Origin of the sequence: Sinorhizobium garamanticum, from assembly GCF_029892065.1 — a bacterium.
Classification (GTDB): domain Bacteria; phylum Pseudomonadota; class Alphaproteobacteria; order Rhizobiales; family Rhizobiaceae; genus Sinorhizobium; species Sinorhizobium garamanticum.
The window spans coordinates 1,925,474-1,941,911 of record NZ_CP120374.1; the positions used below are offsets into that span (position 1 = coordinate 1,925,474).

General features: G+C 61.5%; 12 protein-coding genes. 3 read left to right on the forward strand and 9 right to left on the reverse strand.

Annotated features, from left to right (window positions below; all coding sequences use genetic code 11):
• Positions 1 to 9 precede the first annotated feature (9 nt).
• Both PZN02_RS28875 and PZN02_RS28880 read left to right on the forward strand, forming a co-directional pair.
• Positions 10 to 687, forward strand: a complete 678-nt coding sequence (locus PZN02_RS28875; RefSeq protein WP_280662365.1) for a response regulator — start codon at positions 10 to 12, stop codon at positions 685 to 687.
• Positions 684 to 2,063 (forward strand): sensor histidine kinase, encoded by a 1,380-nt coding sequence (locus tag PZN02_RS28880; protein ID WP_280662366.1) that lies wholly within the window; start codon positions 684 to 686, stop codon positions 2,061 to 2,063. The genes PZN02_RS28875 and PZN02_RS28880 overlap by 4 nt, the downstream gene beginning before the upstream one ends.
• A 414-nt stretch (positions 2,064 to 2,477) precedes the next feature.
• Here the strand turns inward: PZN02_RS28880 and PZN02_RS28885 are convergent, their stop codons facing one another.
• The 3 genes from PZN02_RS28885 to PZN02_RS28895 form a co-directional block, all read right to left on the reverse strand.
• Positions 2,478 to 3,428, reverse strand: a complete 951-nt coding sequence (locus PZN02_RS28885; protein ID WP_280662367.1) for a substrate-binding domain-containing protein — start codon at positions 3,426 to 3,428, stop codon at positions 2,478 to 2,480.
• A gap of 65 nt (positions 3,429 to 3,493) precedes the next feature.
• Complete coding sequence (locus tag PZN02_RS28890) at positions 3,494 to 4,504, reverse strand: ABC transporter permease (RefSeq protein WP_280662368.1); 1,011 nt, start codon at positions 4,502 to 4,504, stop codon at positions 3,494 to 3,496.
• 78 nt (positions 4,505 to 4,582) lie between these two features.
• Positions 4,583 to 6,109, reverse strand: coding sequence for a sugar ABC transporter ATP-binding protein (locus tag PZN02_RS28895; RefSeq protein WP_280662369.1), 1,527 nt, complete (start codon positions 6,107 to 6,109; stop codon positions 4,583 to 4,585).
• Positions 6,110 to 6,375: 266 nt separating this feature from the next.
• Here PZN02_RS28895 and PZN02_RS28900 point away from each other — a divergent pair, with 266 nt between their 5' ends.
• Complete coding sequence (locus PZN02_RS28900; protein ID WP_280662370.1) at positions 6,376 to 7,407, forward strand: LacI family DNA-binding transcriptional regulator; 1,032 nt, start codon at positions 6,376 to 6,378, stop codon at positions 7,405 to 7,407.
• An 81-nt stretch (positions 7,408 to 7,488) separates the two neighbouring features.
• Here the strand turns inward: PZN02_RS28900 and PZN02_RS28905 are convergent, their stop codons facing one another.
• From PZN02_RS28905 to PZN02_RS28930, 6 genes are all read right to left on the reverse strand, one after another.
• A complete protein-coding gene (locus tag PZN02_RS28905; RefSeq protein ID WP_280662371.1) occupies positions 7,489 to 9,294 on the reverse strand; it encodes a methyl-accepting chemotaxis protein in 1,806 nt (601 codons plus the stop codon).
• A gap of 677 nt (positions 9,295 to 9,971) precedes the next feature.
• Positions 9,972 to 10,997 carry an ABC transporter permease gene (locus tag PZN02_RS28910; protein WP_280662372.1) on the reverse strand — a complete coding sequence of 342 codons (1,026 nt, stop codon included), beginning with the start codon at positions 10,995 to 10,997 and terminating at the stop codon, positions 9,972 to 9,974.
• A 34-nt stretch (positions 10,998 to 11,031) separates the two neighbouring features.
• Entirely contained in the window at positions 11,032 to 12,573 is a 1,542-nt protein-coding gene (locus PZN02_RS28915) for a sugar ABC transporter ATP-binding protein (RefSeq protein ID WP_280662373.1), read from the reverse strand.
• Positions 12,574 to 12,720: 147 nt separating this feature from the next.
• A complete protein-coding gene (locus PZN02_RS28920) occupies positions 12,721 to 13,650 on the reverse strand; it encodes a sugar ABC transporter substrate-binding protein (RefSeq protein WP_280662374.1) in 930 nt (309 codons plus the stop codon).
• A gap of 227 nt (positions 13,651 to 13,877) precedes the next feature.
• Positions 13,878 to 14,690 (reverse strand): TIM barrel protein, encoded by an 813-nt coding sequence (locus PZN02_RS28925; protein ID WP_280662375.1) that lies wholly within the window; start codon positions 14,688 to 14,690, stop codon positions 13,878 to 13,880.
• A gap of 468 nt (positions 14,691 to 15,158) precedes the next feature.
• A complete protein-coding gene (locus tag PZN02_RS28930; protein ID WP_280662376.1) occupies positions 15,159 to 16,181 on the reverse strand; it encodes a fatty acid desaturase in 1,023 nt (340 codons plus the stop codon).
• Between the last annotated feature and the right edge of the window lie 257 nt (positions 16,182 to 16,438).

The window sequence follows — 16,438 nt, forward strand, 5'->3', positions numbered from 1 at the left end:
AGAGCGACATTGCGAATCTTGCTTGTTGAAGACAATCAGGCCCTGGCAGAGGGCTTATCCGCAATCCTGCGCGGAAGCGGTTATGCGGTAGACGTCGTAAGCGACGGTGCATCGGCCCATGCCGTTGCCGCTGCGGAGAGCTTCGATCTGGTGATCCTCGATCTGAACCTGCCGGAAATGGACGGCCTCGACGTGCTGCGCGCCATGCGGGCGCGGCAGAACCGGGCGGCGGTCCTGATCCTGACGGCGCGCGGCACGCCGGAGGAGCGGGTGAAGGGCCTCGATCTCGGCGCCGACGATTACATGATCAAGCCTTTCGACATCGCCGAGTTCGAGGCGCGGGTGCGGGTGCTTTTGCGCCGCCAGGCAGGATTGCGCGCCTCCGTCGTCAGCTATGGCAATGTATCCCTGGACCTCACGTCGCGGAGTTTCTCCTCAGCCGGCGCGCCGATCGAAATTCCCGCCCGCGAATTAGGGTTGCTCGAACTTCTGTTCATGCGTGCCGGCAAGGTCGTCGCCAAGGAGGCGATCGTCCAGTCGCTCACCGGCCTCGACGACGATCTCAGCGCCAATGCGATCGAGCAATATGTGAGCCGGCTCCGCAAGCGCCTGGCACCCTACGGCCTGACGGTGCGCACCGCGCGCGGCATCGGCTATTATCTCGACAAGACGGCCAGCCCCGAATGAGGACGGTCGTCTATTCGCTGCGGCGCCGGCTGCTCGGCTGGCTTTTGATTTCCACCGCCGTGATCGGGGTGGTAGCGCTGACCGACACTTACCGGGAGGCGGTCAAGACGGCGAACGTCGTCTCGGACCGCGTTCTCGCCGGTTCGGCGCTGGCGATCGCCGAACGCGTCGTCGTCGCCGAAGACGGCTCGCTTCAGGTCGACATTCCCTATGTCGCGCTGGAGATGCTGACGTCAGCAGCGCAGGACCGGGTCTTCTACCGGGTGGACGGGCCGCCTGGCGAGTTCATCACCGGCTATCAGACGCTGCCGTCGCTCGCGGAAGGTCAGGACCAGTCGACGGCATTCGGCGACGCCGTCTTTCGCGGTGAGCCCATTCGCATTGCGGCACTCCGGCGTTCCGCCTCGACCGGTGTCAGTTCCGTCCCCTTTGTGGTGACTGTTGCCGAAACGACGATCGCGAGGCGGCAACTAACGCAGACGATCCTTCTGCGTTCTGCCCTGCGCCTCACCCTGATGATCGCCGGCGCGGCCATGATCGTCTGGATCGCCGTCACCTTTTCGCTGAGACCACTCTATCGGCTAGGTGATGCCATCGCCGAGCGCAGCCCCGATGACCTGCATCCGATCGGCGAGCGGGTGCCGAGCGAGGTTCAGGGGCTCGTCGACACGGTCAACTCGTTCATGGTGCGCCTGCAATCGGCGCTCGACGCGCTGCGCCATTTCACCGGCAACGCCAGCCATCAGTTGCGAACGCCGCTGGCGATCATCCGCACGCAGCTGGCTCTTGCCCAGAGAGCAGGAACGCTCGAGGAGACGCGGGCAGCCGCGCGCAAGGCGGACGAAGCAGTCGCAAATGCAGAGCGCATTCTCGCGCAACTGCTGCTGATGGCGAAGATCGACGCGGCGGGCAAGGATGAGGCGCGCGGTTCGGAGCGCATCGAACTCGCCGGGCTCGCGCGTGAGATCACCGCCGACCATGTACCGGCGGCCGGCGAGGCCGGAATCGACCTCGGTTTTGCCAGCGACGGTGAGCACTGGATCCGCGCCGAGCCGCTGCTCGTCGGCGAGCTACTGAAGAACCTGATCGACAACGCGCTCCTCTATGCCGGACGGGGCGCCGAGGTCACGGTGCGTGTCGAAGGGCGCGACGATGCTGTCGTGCTTGAAGTCGAGGACAACGGTCCGGGAATCCGGCCGGAACTGCGCGAAGCGGTGCTCAAGCGTTTCCGGCGCGGCGGCGACGAGGCGCCAGGCACCGGGCTTGGTCTGCCGATCGTCGAGGAGATCGCCCGGCTTTACGGCGGGACGATGCGCCTGCAGGAGGGCGAGGGCGGGCGCGGATTGAAGGTCGTGGTGGCGTTCCCGGCGGGGTGAGGGCGGGAGGGAACAGCCCGGTAAGTAGTCGCTCTTCGAACTGCTCAGGGAGGCACCCCCCTCTGCCCTGCCGGGCATCTCCCCCACAAGGGGGGAGATTGGCGAGGGGCGCGGTCTTCCGCAGCCTCAAAGTCGTGGGTGCTCGCAAGGAGCACAAGTAACTCATGCTCAAAGCTGCCGCGTAACCAGCGTCAGCGCCGCGCAAAACTGCCAAACCTTACGTCCAGAACCACCTTCGTCGAATTCAGGCGGGGCAGAGGGGGGTGCAGCTTTGGGCAGAGCGAAGATGGTATTTGCACCGTTGTTCGGGGGCGGGTCCGATTAGGAATCGGCCCGATGTACACTCTCAAAACAAATGACCTGCCCGCGAAATCCGCGGGCAGGTCTCGCTTAGGCTATCGCCGATGCGTCCGATCAGAACGGCGAATCGGGGAAGTAGAAGTCCTTCGCATTGTCCTTGGTGACCAGCGTCGCGTCGATCGTGTAGGTGCCGCGTACCGGAACCTGTCCGTAGAAGTTGGCGACCGTCATTTCGAGCGCGGTGCCGACCATTGCCGGCGGGTAGAGCACGTCGACCGGGATCATCTTGTCGCCGTCCATGACCTTCTTGATCATATCCTTCGAACCGGCGCCGGCCACCACGTACTGGATGTCGGTGCGCTTAGCCTGCTCGATCGCCTGAAGGACGCCGACGGCCATGTCGTCATCCTGGCACCAGACGACGTCGATCTGAGGATATTTGGTCAGGTAGTCCTGCATTACCTTGAAGGCGTCGTCGCGGTTCCAGTTGCCGTATTGGCGGTCGAGGATCTCTACCTTCGAGCCGGCGACGCCCTGGTCGAAGCCGTCCTGGCGCTGCTGGTCGATCGGGATCGGCAGGCCGCGAATGACGACGACCTTGGCTTCCGGCGTCGTGGCCTTGATGTATTCGCCGGCGACCTGGCCGAGCGCCGGGTTGTTGCCGGCGACATAGAGGTCACGCACGCTGTTGTCGTTGACGGAAGGCGCGCGGTCGACGAGCGCCACGAACGTGCCCTTGCCCTTGACCTCCTTGATGGCGTTGACCAGCGGATCGGGATCGGTCGGCAGGATAACCAGCGCGTCGATGCCCTGGGTTTCGAGGTCCTGCACGGCGTTAGCCTGGCTCGCCGGATCCGGCGAGGTCTTGACGATGACGTTGAGGCCCGGATGCTGTTCCATAAGTTGCTTCGCGACGCGTTCCGCATGGAACACGACACCGGCGGTCCAGCCGTGGTCGGCCGCAGGGATCGAGACGCCGATCGTGACCTTCTTCTCCTCCGCGTGGGCCACGCCCGTCAGTGCCATCATCGCGACGGCAGCAATGCCCATTAATCCCTTTCGCATGTCTTCTTTCCTCCCAATGTGTCAGGGTCTTCGCTGATATGGCCGGATCGCGAGATCCGGCATTGTCACGATTTGCGTACCAGCGAGCGCTGGACGAGCATCGCGATGATGATGATCGCACCCTGCATCGCGCCGATCAGGTATTCGCTGATGAAGTTCGACAGGAGCATGATGTTACCGACCAATTCGAGAATGAAGGCGCCGCAGATCGTGCCCCAGACGCGGCCGGCGCCGCCCTTGAGCGCCGTGCCGCCGACGACGACGGCGGTGATGGCCTGCAGTTCCCAGAGAATGCCGGTCGTCGCCGAGGTGGAGCCGAGGCGCGGCACGTAGAGCAGCACGGCAATCGCCACGCAGAGGCCCTGGATCACGAAAGCGATGGTGCGCACCCGGTTGACGGCAATGCCGGAATAGCGGGCGACGTCGCTGTTGGAGCCGACGGCGACCACGTGCCTGCCATAACGCGTGCGATAGAGGATGAAGGCGGCGACGGCGGTAACCGCGAGGATGATCGCGATCGGCGTCGGAACGCCGACAATACTGCCGAAATAGGCCGGTCGATAGAGTTCCTGAATCTCCGGCTCGCGAAGCGTGATCGCGCCGCCTTGTGAAAGCCAGGTGGTGAGGCCGCGATAGATCCCCATCGTGCCGAGCGTGGCTATGAAAGGCTCGATCCTGCCGACGGTGGTGATCAGCCCGTTGGCGAGGCCGCAAGCAGCACCTGCCGCCACCGCGAAAACGACCGCCGCCGTCAGCATCAACGTCGGATCGGCGATGACACCGGAATTCATGAACAGGATCATCAAGCTCGCCACGAAGGCGACCATCGAGCCGACGGAGAGATCGAGGTCTCCTGCCGAGATGACGAACGTCGCGCCCACCGCAATGATGGCAATGAAGGCGCAGCGGGTGGCGACATTGGCGAGATTGTTGAGGCCGATGAAGTTGGGGTTGACGATCGCACCGACGATCAAAAGCAGGGCGAGCGCGGCAAACGGCGCCACCGCCCTCAGATCGACGTCCCGCCAGGTGCGGCGGTGACTTGTGCTTTGGATGCTTTCCTCGTTCACGCTCATGTTCAGACCAACCTCCCGCCCCGAAGCCCCGGGGAATTCCATATTCCTGTGACGGCCTGTCGCCGGTGGCATGCACCGTCAGGCGGCAACCATCCTCTTCAGTCCCGCTGCATAGCGCATGATCTCCTGCTCGGAGATATCGTCCCCTTCGAGCATGCCGACGATCCGTCCCTCGCGCATCACGGCAACCCGCGTGCAAAGCCCGATCACCTCCGGCATTTCGGAGGAAACGACGATGATCGAGCGCCCGTCGCGCGCCAGCGCCGAAATGAAGTGATAGATCTGCTGCTTGGTGCCGACGTCGATGCCGCGCGTCGGCTCGTCGATGATGATGATCTCGGGCTCCGTCTCCATCACCTTGGCGAGCAGCAGCTTCTGCTGGTTGCCGCCAGACATGCGCCTCGCCACCACGTCGCCGTCGCGCACGCGGATGTCGAAGCGGCGACGGGCCTTTTTGAGCGCCGCGGCCTCGCTCGTGGGATCGAGATAGCCAAGGCGGGTATGCTGGCCGAGCGATTGCAGGGTGAGGTTCGCCGTCATGCCGGAATTCAGGAGCAGGCCCTTCGCCTTGCGGTCCTTGGTCATGTAGGCGAGGCCGCGTCGGTTGGCGGCGCGCACGTCGCCCGACGGCACGGCTTCGCCGCGGATTGTCACTTCTCCCGAGAGCCGCGGCCTGAGGCCGGCGACCGCCTCCATCAGTTCCGTGCGTCCCGAGCCGATCATGCCGGAAAAGCCGAGGATTTCGCCCTTGCGCACCTCAAAGCTGGCGTCCTTGACATAGTCGGTGGAGAGCGAGTCCACTTGCAGAACGATCTCTTCGTCGACATCCGGCTCGGTCTTGGCGGGATAGAGGCTCGACATCTCGCGGCCGACCATCAGTTGGGCGATTGACTCCCCGTCGAGTATCGCGGTCGGGGCGGTCTTTACCCACTGACCATCGCGCAACACTGTCACCCGATCGGTCAGTTCGAGGACCTCGTCGAGCTTGTGCGACACGAAGACGAAGCTCGTGCCCTGGTCTCTGAGTTTGCGCACTTGGCGGAAGAGGAAATTGGTCTCCTCGCGGGAGAGAACGGCCGTGGGCTCGTCCATGAAGACCACCCGCGCATCGCGGCTGATCGCCTTGGCAATCTCCACCATCTGCTTTTCGGCGATCGACAGGCTGCTGATCAGCGCATTCGCATCGACATGACAGCCGAGGAGATCGAGCACCCGGCGTGTCTCCGCACGCATATATTTGCGGTCGAGCACTCCGAAGCGCGTTACCTCGCGGCCGAGGAAGAGACTCTCCGCAACGGTCAGATGTTCGGCGAGATTGAATTCCTGGTGGATGATGACGATGCCGAGCGCTTCGGCGGCACCGTTTGGCGGAAGCGTCACCGGTTTGCCGTCGAGCAGGATTTCGCCCGAGGACGGCTGCTCAAAGCCGGAAAGGATTTTTACGAGCGTCGATTTGCCGGCGCCGTTCTCGCCCATCAGCGCATGGATCTCGCCGGAGCGAAGCTCGAAACTGACGCTGAAGAGCACCTGGACGCCGCTGAACGACTTGCCGATGCGACGTGCTTCCAGCACGACGCTCCCGGTCTCGACCGTTTCCGGATTCATCGATTCCCCCTTGCGGCTCCCATCCGCTTTATGGGCTATGTAAACCTTTACACACGTCATGTAAAGGTTTACATCGTGACTTACACAGGAATTTCCGAGGTGTCCTTTGACGTTGCCGGAAGTGTGTGTAGTGTCCCGCCACCTGCAGCGCCGCGCGTCTTACCAAACGTGCAAAGGACGCTGCAGCACTTTGGATAGCTGCATGTTTCCTTAAATCGGCTGCGATTTAAGGAAACATGCAGTACGAGACGCAAGGCAGAGCGAGAGTGTCGGAATCCACGCCCGCAACCATCGAAGACGTCGCCAGGATCGCCGAAGTTTCGATCGCGACGGTATCGCGGGCAATCCACACCCCGGAGAAGGTCGCAAAGTCCACGCGACTGAAAGTCAACCAGGCCATTGCCATTACCGGTTATACGACCAATGCCATGGCGCGCAGCCTGAGGCTTGGCCGGTCGAACATGATTCTGGTCGTTGCCCCGGATATCGGCGACCCTAATTTTTCCAGCATTCTCGTCGGCCTGGAAAACGAGGCGCGGTCGCACGGCTATGGCGTGCTGATCGGCCATACGCAGAACGACGCCCAGCGCGCACTTGAATATCTGAAGTTCCTCAACTCCAATCAGGCGGCGGGCCTCATCCTCTTCACCGGTATTCTGCCGTTCGGCCATGAGACGATGACGGCGCGATTGCCACCGAGCGTGGGCATCTTCGAGCCTGTTTTCAACGGCGGCATCCCCTATGTCGGCATCGACGACATAGAGGGGGCACGCAAGGTGGTCGATCTCCTGATTGCCGAAGGCCATCGCAAGATTGCCTTTATCGGCGATTCCCGCACGCGGCTCGCCTACAAGAGGCGACGGGCTGGATACGACGCCGGCCTCGACGCGGCCGGCGTGCCGGCGGAGTTGCGGCTCGTCCAGGAGGGAGACGGCACGCTCGAGAGTGGAAGGGCGGCCGTGGAACGGCTCTTTGTTCGCGACACGTTGCCGACCGCTTTCATGTGCGTCAACGACCAGACGGCGCTCGGCGTGATGATCGGGCTTAAGACGCGCGGCTATGACATACCCAATGATTTTTCGGTGACCGGCTTCGACGACGTGCCGCAGGCGACGTTCATGACGCCGGCCCTGACCACGATCCGCCAGCCGCGCACGCTGATCGGAAAGCAGGCCATGGCACTCCTGCTTGACCTTCTTTCCGACAGGCGCCCCGCCGAGACCGAGTTCCTCCTGAGGCCGGATCTGGTGGTCCGCAATTCGGTGACCGCACCGTCGCGGCGATGGATAGGTAAATAGGGTTACGGTATGTCCTGCTAGCCACCCCTCCGCGCAAGGTCCACTCAGCGGAGGGGCTTTTTCAGCGCGCCCTTCCTGACCCTAAGCCGCCAGCCTGCTTGCGCGGCCAAGTACCTGAAAGCGGCCCGCCATGCGGTTGAGGTCGCCCACCTCGCTGCTCAACTCGCGGCAGGCCGCATTGGTCTCCTCGACCATCGCTGCATTCCGTTGCGTCACTTCATCCATTCTGTGAAGTGCGGCATCGATCTCGGATAATGCAGTCGACTGCTCGGTCGCGGCAGTCACGATCGCGCCGATCAGGTCGGTCACCTGCTGCACATGGCCCTCGATCCCGATCAACGCCTCACCGGTCTGGTTGACAAGCTCCACGCCGCCGGCGACTTCCCGTGTCGACGCCTCGATCAGCATTTTGATCTCCTTGGCGGCGCTGGCGGAGCGACCGGCCAGTTCCCGCACCTCCTGAGCGACGACGGCAAAACCTTTGCCGGCTTCGCCCGCACGCGCAGCCTCGACGCCCGCATTGAGCGCCAGGAGATTGGTCTGGAAAGCGATCTGGTCGATGACGTTGATGATCTGCTGGATCTGCCCGGAGGATCGCGCGATGCGCTCCATGGCGGCCACTGCGTCGCGCACGACCATCGCGGATTTTTCGGCGGTGTCTTTCGCCGCCACCATCACCAAGCTTGCCTCTCGCGCGCGCTCCGAGGAATTGTGTGCCGTCGCCGTGATCTCGTTGAAGGCGGAGGCGGTCTGTTCGAGCGAGGCCGCCTGCTGCTCGGTACGTTTGGCCAGATCATCGGTCGCCCCGGCGATCTCCGACGAGCTCGTGCCGAGCTTGGCGGTCGCGTTGAGGACACTGGAGATCGTTTCAGCGAGCCGTTCAACGCTCGTGTTGAATTCAGCTCTCAACTCCTCGTACTCGTCGGAGAAGCGATCCTCGATGCGGACGGAGAGATCGCCGGCAGACAGGCGTCCCAGTCCGCGGGTCAGATGTTCAATGACTTGCAGCCTGCCCTTCTCCTCGATCGCTTTTCTTCGTGCGTGGGCTGCCTCTTGTTCGTCCCGCAGGCGGCGCTCCTCGTCCGTCCGCTCCCGCGCATTGCGGCGCTCGATTGCCGCTTCCCGGAACACGGCGACGGACCTTGCGACCATGCCGATCTCATCCGGACGCTCGGCATAGGGAACCTCGCGGTCGTAGTCGCCAGCGGCCAATGTCTGCATATAGGCAGACATTGTGGCCAGAGGCTTCACCGCGTGATGGCGGAAGAACCAAAGGCCGGCGAGCAGCAGAAGGACGGACATCGCCGAGCTCAGGGTGGCGGCCCAGGAAAGGCTGGCCGTGTCCGAAGCTGCACCTGCTTCCTGCTGTTTCAGGAACTTGTCGGCCATCGCGACCAGTTCATTGACCGCGACTTCATGGTGGTGAAAGCTTGCCTTCAACTCGCCCATTGCCTGCGCCGCAGAAGCCTGATCTCCGTCCCGGAACGGAGCGAGGAACTTTTCTTCCATCGCTGCCCAATAGGCATCGGCTCTGCCGATAACATCGTTCTCCAGCTTTGCCTTGAGCGTTTCGGGAGCGGTCGACGCTTTCCAGTAGGCGTGCCGGTCGTCATAGGCTTGTTTCAAGGTCGCAATCTTGTCGAGGTTGCCTTTGGCGAGTTCGGGATCGGATACGGCCTCCATCGCCAGCATGTATGACTCTACCGTGTACAACGGTGGCGGCAGGATATCGGCGATCAGGTCTTTTCCGTAGACCACCTGCGTATAGACGGGGCCGTTTACCCTGAGCTTGTCGAAGGCGTATGTCTTGATGCCAATGGAAATTACCAAGCCGGCGGTGACGATCGCCCCAAAGATCGCCAAACCGCGCGCAATAGATAGTTTCATGCAATCTCTCCCACGGAAAACCTTGCTGCGCTGGACACGCCATGGACTTCACGGAACCTCCTGAAGAGGCCGCAAGCGAGTAATAAGTCATGAAAAAATTCCGGACTGACCGGCGCGGAACGTCCGCATCATGCATCAAGCCTTCCACTCAAGGGGATAGACTTGGCAACGTTCTCGTATAACGAGCAGAATTATATGATAATTGTTACTGCGTAATTAAGCGCTCGCACGGCGCAGTAGCGCCGAACACGGCGAGCCGTAGCGTGGGTGCCACGCCGCGTATGCTATAGGACTCGCATAGGCGGGGCAGTCGAGCGGACGGGATGCGAGGCGTTATGCGTTAGCGATCGCGGGGGCCGAAGAGGGAAGCTGTTTCGCGGGTCTGAACCCGAAGCATTGCGTTCCAAAGCTGAAGAACGAAACGCGGCTGGAACTGGCTCGCAAGCTTGCGCTGCGACAACATCATAAATCTCCAATGGTTTTGGATGCTAGCTCTCTAGTGTATCGACGGCGCCTTTGCCAGAGCGGAGTCTACGGGGCTGCCTTGCAGGGCAAGCATGCGTCGATGCACGAATAATCGCTGAGCTTTAGCAGTACAAGCAAAGAAAAGAGCCGGAACGGCTTTCGCCATTCCGGCCAGTCACTTCTCTGGGAGGATCAGTCTTCTTTTCTGAAGCTTAGGTTTTCTTTCGGCCCTTCTGGCGATAGACGTCGACAACGACGGCGGCGACGATGATCACGCCCTTGACGATTTCCTGGTAGTAGGCGTCGACCCTGAGGAACGTGAAACCGGAGGTCATGACGCCGAGGATCACCGTGCCGATGACGGTCCCGGTGACGCGGCCCACGCCGCCGGTCAGCGACGTGCCGCCGATGACTGTCGCAGCAATGGCGTCGAGTTCATACATGACGCCCATGCCGGCCTGTGCTGTCTGGGCGCGTGCTGCGGTGACGACGCCTGCCAGGCCCGCCAGCATGCCGGCGATTGCATAGACCTTGATCAGATGCGCCTCGACATTGATGCCGGATACGCGCGCAGCCTGCACATTGGCGCCGATCGCATAGGTGAACTTGCCGTAGCGGGTGTAGCGCAGCGCGATGTGGAATATCAGCGCGACGACGAGGAAGACGATAACCGGCCAGATGCCCGTGCCGATGAAGTTGAACTGGTCGGTGAGACCGGATACGGGCTGACCCTTGGTGTACCACTTGGAGACGCCGCGCGCCGAGACCATCATGCCGAGCGTGGCGATGAAGGGGGGGATCTTGGTCTTGGCGATCAGCTGCCCGTTGATATAGCCGGCGACAAGGCCGATGCCGACGCCGAGGCCGATCGGCACGATTGCCGGAAGGTCTGTGAGCGACGGATAAAGTGCACGTGGCCAGGTGGATGCTTGCGCGACGCTCGCCGAAATCATCGCCGTCATGCCGACGACCGATCCCGATGACAGGTCGATGCCGCCGGTGATGATCACCTGCGTCACGCCGACGGCGATGATGCCGATCACCGAGACCTGCAGGATCATGATCGTCAGTCGCTGGGAATTCATCAGGAAGCTCTGGCCGACGAAGATCCAGCCGAGAATTTCGTAGACAAGGGCAATCCCCAGCAACACCAGGAAGATGTTGAATTCGGGCGGCACGCGCCGCCTTGACCCGACAAGGGTCGTGCTCGTGCCATGTGCGGCGACATTGGTATCCATTTTCTGTCCTCCCTGCAGTCGGCATTGCGCGCGTCTAGCGCGCGGCAAGTTCCATGACCTTGATCTGGGTCGCTTCGGCTCGGTCGAGGAAGCCGGTGACGCGGCCTTCATGCATCACCATGATCCGGTCGCTCATGCCGAGCACTTCGGGCATTTCCGACGAGATCATGATGACCGCGACGCCGTTGCGGGCGAGTTCGGTGACAAGACGGTGGATTTCCGCCTTGGCGCCGACATCGATGCCGCGTGTCGGCTCATCAAGGATGAGAATGCGTGGATTGGTGAGCAGCCAGCGGCCGATCAGCACCTTCTGCTGATTGCCTCCCGACAGGTTTTCGATGCGCTCCTGCAGGTTTGGCGTCTTGACGCGCAGCTTGCGGCTCATCTCCTCGCAAGCCGCAGTGATCGCCTTCTCGCTGACGAAGCCGCGCTTGACGAATTTGTCCTGCAGCACCGCGATCTGCATGTTCTCGAGAATGTCGAGGATGAGCAGGCAGCCGGTGTCCTTGCGGTCCTCTGTCAGGAACGCCATGCGATGACGGATTGCCGTGTTGGGATTGTCGATCGCGACCTCGCTGCCATCGATCGCAATCGTCCCCGAGCTTGCCGGTGTGACGCCGAAGAGGGCCTCGGCGACGTTCGAGCGGCCGGAACCGACGAGGCCCGCAACGCCGAGGATTTCGCCGGCGCGCACATCGAAGGACACGTCGTGAAAGACGCCGGTGAGCGTCAGATTCTTGACCGACAGCACGACGTCGCCGATCGGCACCTCCTCCTTCGGGAACATCTGGGTGATCTCACGGCCGACCATCATGCGGATAATGTCGTCGCGGGTGACATTGCTGGAGGCGTGCGTGCCGATATATTTGCCGTCGCGAAACACCGAGAATTCGTCGGCGATCTCGAAGAGCTCGTTCATCTTGTGGGTGATGTAAACAATGCCGATGCCTTGCGATCTGAGGTCGCGGATGATCTCGAAGAGGTGCGCAACCTCGCGCTCGGTCAGCGCCGATGTCGGCTCGTCCATGATCAGGACGTCAGATTCGTAGGAAACCGCCTTGGCGATTTCGACCATCTGACGGTTAGCGACGGAGAGGTGACGGACTTCGATCTCCGGGTCGAGATTGATCTTCAGCCGCTCGAACAGCTTGGCGGTCATGCGGCGCATTTCGCCGTGATCGACGAAGCCGAACCGGTTCTTCGGTTCGCGGCGGATCCAGATATTTTCCGCGACCGTCATGAACGGCATCAGGTTCAGTTCCTGATGGATCATGGCGATGCCGTTTTCGAGCGCATCGAGCGGCGACTTCAACTGGATGTCGACGCCGCGGAGCTTCACTTCGCCCCTGTCCGGATGGTAGATGCCGGCGAGGATCTTCATGAGCGTCGACTTGCCGGCGCCGTTCTCGCCCATGAGCGCATGCACGGTGCCGCGCTTCAGCTTGAACTCGACGTCATCGAGCGCCACGACGCCCGGGAATTCCTTGCGTATGCCTTCCGCGGAAAGAAGATACTCCGCATTCGGTATGGCGCCACTCGCACGCACGGCTGCCATGGTTGTGGGACTGAGCGTCATTCTCATAGCCTCCCCAGTTTCCGGCTCGGGCCGAAAATTCCCGCGGCGGGCGAATACGCCTTCTCATTGAGCCCAACCGTCAGGGCTTGGTGCGGGGACTGATTTCAGGAGGGAGCGCGGCTCTTGCCGCGCCCCCAATGCGAACGATCAGTTCTTCGCCTGGTATTTGTCCAGGTTTTCCTTCGTCACGAGTTCGAAGGGGATGTAGACCTTCTTTTCGACCGGCTCACCCTTGGCGAGCTTGAGTGCGGCGTCGACCGAGCCCTGGCCCTGGCCGGCGGCGTTCTGGAATACGGTCACGTCGAGGTCGCCGGCCGCCATGGCGGCGAGCGCATCCTGGGTGGCATCGACGCCGCCGATGACGACCGAGTCCATCGAACGGCCGGCAGCCTTCAGTGCCTGGATGGCGCCGATGGCCATTTCGTCGTTGTTCGAAATGACGGCATCGAACTCGAGGCCGGCGGAGAGCCAGTTGGTTACGAGGTCGGCGCCCTGGGTGCGCGACCAGTTGGCCGTCTGCTCTTCGACGATCTCGATGCCCTTGCACTGTTCGGTGGCAAGCACGTCATGCACGTCCTTCGTGCGCATGCGGGCAGCCTGGTTCGAAAGCTCGCCCATCATGACGACAGCCTTGCCCTTGCCGCCAAGCAACTTGCAGATCTCCTGGGTTTCCAGCGTGCCGGATTCCAGCTCGTTCGAGGCCACGAAGGCCTGCTTCTCAGGAAGGGTGTCGACGTTGACGGGCTCGCGGTTGACATAGACCAGCGGAATACCGGCATCGGCGGCGATCTTCGACATGGCGGCGGTCGCATCGGTGTCGACCGGGTTGACGATGATGGCATCGACGCCGGCTGCGATGAAGTTCTGGATCTGGCTCTGCTGCTTCGCGACGTCGTTCTGCGCGTCTTCGATCTGCAGTTCGACGCCATTGAGCGTCTTCGCATAGTCGGACATGCCGTTGCGCAGAACTGTCAGGAAGTTGTCGTCGAACAGCGCCATCGACACGCCGATGGTCTCGGCATGCGCAGCCGTCGACATCATGACGGCCATTGCAGCGCCCAGCACAAATTTCTTCATTTCTTTCTCCTCCACATTCGGTGCCCGGCGACACCTTCTCCTGCCGGAAGTGCGACCTTCGTGGCCGCACCCATTCCAAACCGGAAGCCGCACTCCCGCTGCGCGTCCGGTCAAAACGGAATAAACGAACCAGCAAATTGCGATTACGGAATATGTATTCCATTTTATCTCGGCGCCGTCAAGTCTGTCTTGAGGCGCCCGAGCCATTTTCGGTGTTTAGTGAATGATCAGGCCTTGGCTTGCAGGTAAGCCATGCTTTCGCGGAGAGCCTTTGCTGGATCGGCGAGGTCGTGCACCGACGGCGCGAAGGGCTCGAAGGAAAACGGGCCCTTGTATCCCTGACCGGTGAGGCGCCGGATCTGGCCGGCATTGTCCAGCCGGTCCTCCGCGTCGACGAGAACGCGATGCGGATCGCGCATATCGGCGACCGTCACCGCCTTGTCACTGACGCCGGAAATATGCACGAGCCCGGTCATATCCGGGAAAAAGGCGTTCTCGCCGGCAAGATGGTGATGGAAGGTGTCGTGGACGAGACGGAATGTCGCCTCGCCGCCGACCTCCCGGATCGCCTCGACGGCTTCGGTCTTGGAGCGCAGAGAGCAGATCTCGAAGCCGAGCGGCTCGACGAGCCCGGTAACGCCTGCCGTTTCCAGCAATGGCTTCAAGGCTTTCAGCGCGGTCCTGAGGTTTGCCTGGCGCTCGCCGTCCTTCTGGCCGCTGCCATCATTGACCGGCACCAGCACCAGGGCCTTGGCGCCGCAATCACGCGCATAGGAGACAAGCGCGCGTGCTTCCGCGTCGCGCTCGTCGTTCCATTCGTTGAAGCGTTGCAGCGCGTTGATCGAGAGGATCGTCAGCCCGTGCTTTTCAGCAAGCGCCCTCACAGCATCCGGGCGGGTGCCGTCGAGGATCGCGTTGCCGGAAAGATCGTTGCGAATTTCGACCGCGGATATTCCAAGCGACTTGGCGAGCGCGAAGAATGCATCAAGCGGCAGGCCGGGCGCGGTCATGTGATTGAGGGCGAAGGGAATGGCGGTCATTTGGGCGTATCCTCCAGGAATGTTTGGAATGACTTTCGCCTGATCGGAACATTTATTCCATTTCAGGCCTGGAGCCACATTCATCACTTGGGAGGCGGCAGTCAAAGCGATAGGCGTGCAGCCGGCTTGCATTTCTGCAAGATTGCATTTTGCTAATGATGGAATTCTGTCATGACAGGCCGGCTGGGATTGCTAGTCAAGTAACGGCATCAAGTCGATGGCGACCATGCTGTTCACAGAGCACCACCAACCCGAGCCCCGTCTCCCAAGCCGCCGCAGTCGCCGCTCTGACCGGGCCGGTCGACTTTCTGCCGAATGCAACGCCGTGTGTCAGATGCGTCGCGGCCTATGCCTTTGGTCGCTTAACGCGACCGCCGGACTGAGCTTCGACAACATTGGCGCTCCGAGGATGGCGATCGCCCGTTTGCGGTTGTAGGCCGGGACTTGGAGGGGGTGATGTCAGGTTCGTCACCGGGCAGCCTCAGCGAACGACACAAGCCGCCCGGTCTCTTCATCCCACAGAACAAGCTTCACGCACCGAAAACTGTCCATGATGGAAATGCGACCGATTTCGCCCAGCTCTGGATGATCGCGCAGGACTTCCGGAAGACGGTAGTAGGGCACCCTGCTGGATAGGTGATGGACGTGATGAATACCGATGTTCCCGGTTATCCACCGCAAAATCGGCGGCAAATCATAGTGCGATGCGCCGTGAATAGCAGCATGGGCAAACTGCCATTGCGGCGGCTTTGACCAGTGCGTTTCTTCAAATTGATGCTGAACGTAAAAGAGCCAGACACCTGCGGCGCCGGCCAACAGAACGATCGACAGGTGGACCAGCAAAAACGGGACCAATCCAACAGCCCATATCAGCAGGGCTGCCAATATCGTGACCGCCACATTGGTCATCATCGTCGAAACCCATGGCAAGGCTCCGGAGCGCATCATGCCGAAGGGCAGGCGCTGCTTAAACAGGAAGAGCCATGCTGGACCAATGCCAAACATCACAAGCGGATGCCGGTACAGACGGTAACCTAGACGTCCCCATCGCGATAGCGCGTTGTATTCAGACACCGTCAGCGTTGAAATATCGCCGACACCGCGCTCGTTCAGGTTTCCGGCGGATGCATGATGCTCCGCATGCGCACGCCGCCAATAGTCATAGGGAGTAAGTGTCAAAATGCCAATCAACCGTCCTATCCAATCGTCGAGGCGGCGGCGGGCAAAAAACGAACCGTGTCCGCAATCATGCTGAATCATGAACAGGCGAAGCAAGAACCCGGCTGCGGGGACGATCAGGACCAGCCCAAACCAGAAGCCGTAGTGAACAGCCGCCCAGGAGCAAGCCCACAGCATTGCGAAGGGAATGACCGTAATGGCGAGTTCGAATGAACTTCGACCGGCACGGGGTTGGCGATAATTCGCAAGGATTTTGAGCCAGGCTTTCTCGCCGTGGTGGTTTGCAGGCCCGAAGGCAGTCGCTGAGTTCATTCCCGTGAATTGCTTTCTTGTTGTTCAATGCTGCGGCGTATTGGAGATGAGCTTTCACTCTAAGGCAGCTGAAACATTCCTGATCGCGCCTCAGCAGCAACGGGGATTATATGAATCAGTCGAACTAAGATAGCCTCCAGACATAGGACAAAATGACCAGTGCGCCGAAAATTCGCGGTCCAAGGAGGATCGTGCCGCGCGGCTGCAATGGTCGTGAGGTTTCGTTTGGGGGTATGTCGGCGCCGGCGGACATGCGT

Excerpts from the sequence above, each read along its gene's own strand:
- PZN02_RS28880 (WP_280662366.1), top strand. The coding sequence starts at position 684 with ATGAGGACGGTCGTCTATTCGCTGCGGCGCCGGCTGCTCGGCTGGCTT.
- PZN02_RS28885 (WP_280662367.1), bottom strand. The coding sequence starts at position 3,428 with ATGCGAAAGGGATTAATGGGCATTGCTGCCGTCGCGATGATGGCACTG.
- PZN02_RS28890 (WP_280662368.1), bottom strand. The coding sequence starts at position 4,504 with ATGAGCGTGAACGAGGAAAGCATCCAAAGCACAAGTCACCGCCGCACC.
- PZN02_RS28895 (WP_280662369.1), bottom strand. The coding sequence starts at position 6,109 with ATGAATCCGGAAACGGTCGAGACCGGGAGCGTCGTGCTGGAAGCACGT.
- PZN02_RS28905 (WP_280662371.1), bottom strand. The coding sequence starts at position 9,294 with ATGAAACTATCTATTGCGCGCGGTTTGGCGATCTTTGGGGCGATCGTC.
- PZN02_RS28910 (WP_280662372.1), bottom strand. The coding sequence starts at position 10,997 with ATGGATACCAATGTCGCCGCACATGGCACGAGCACGACCCTTGTCGGG.
- PZN02_RS28915 (WP_280662373.1), bottom strand. The coding sequence starts at position 12,573 with ATGACGCTCAGTCCCACAACCATGGCAGCCGTGCGTGCGAGTGGCGCC.
- PZN02_RS28920 (WP_280662374.1), bottom strand. The coding sequence starts at position 13,650 with ATGAAGAAATTTGTGCTGGGCGCTGCAATGGCCGTCATGATGTCGACG.
- PZN02_RS28925 (WP_280662375.1), bottom strand. The coding sequence starts at position 14,690 with ATGACCGCCATTCCCTTCGCCCTCAATCACATGACCGCGCCCGGCCTG.
- PZN02_RS28930 (WP_280662376.1), bottom strand. The coding sequence starts at position 16,181 with ATGAACTCAGCGACTGCCTTCGGGCCTGCAAACCACCACGGCGAGAAA.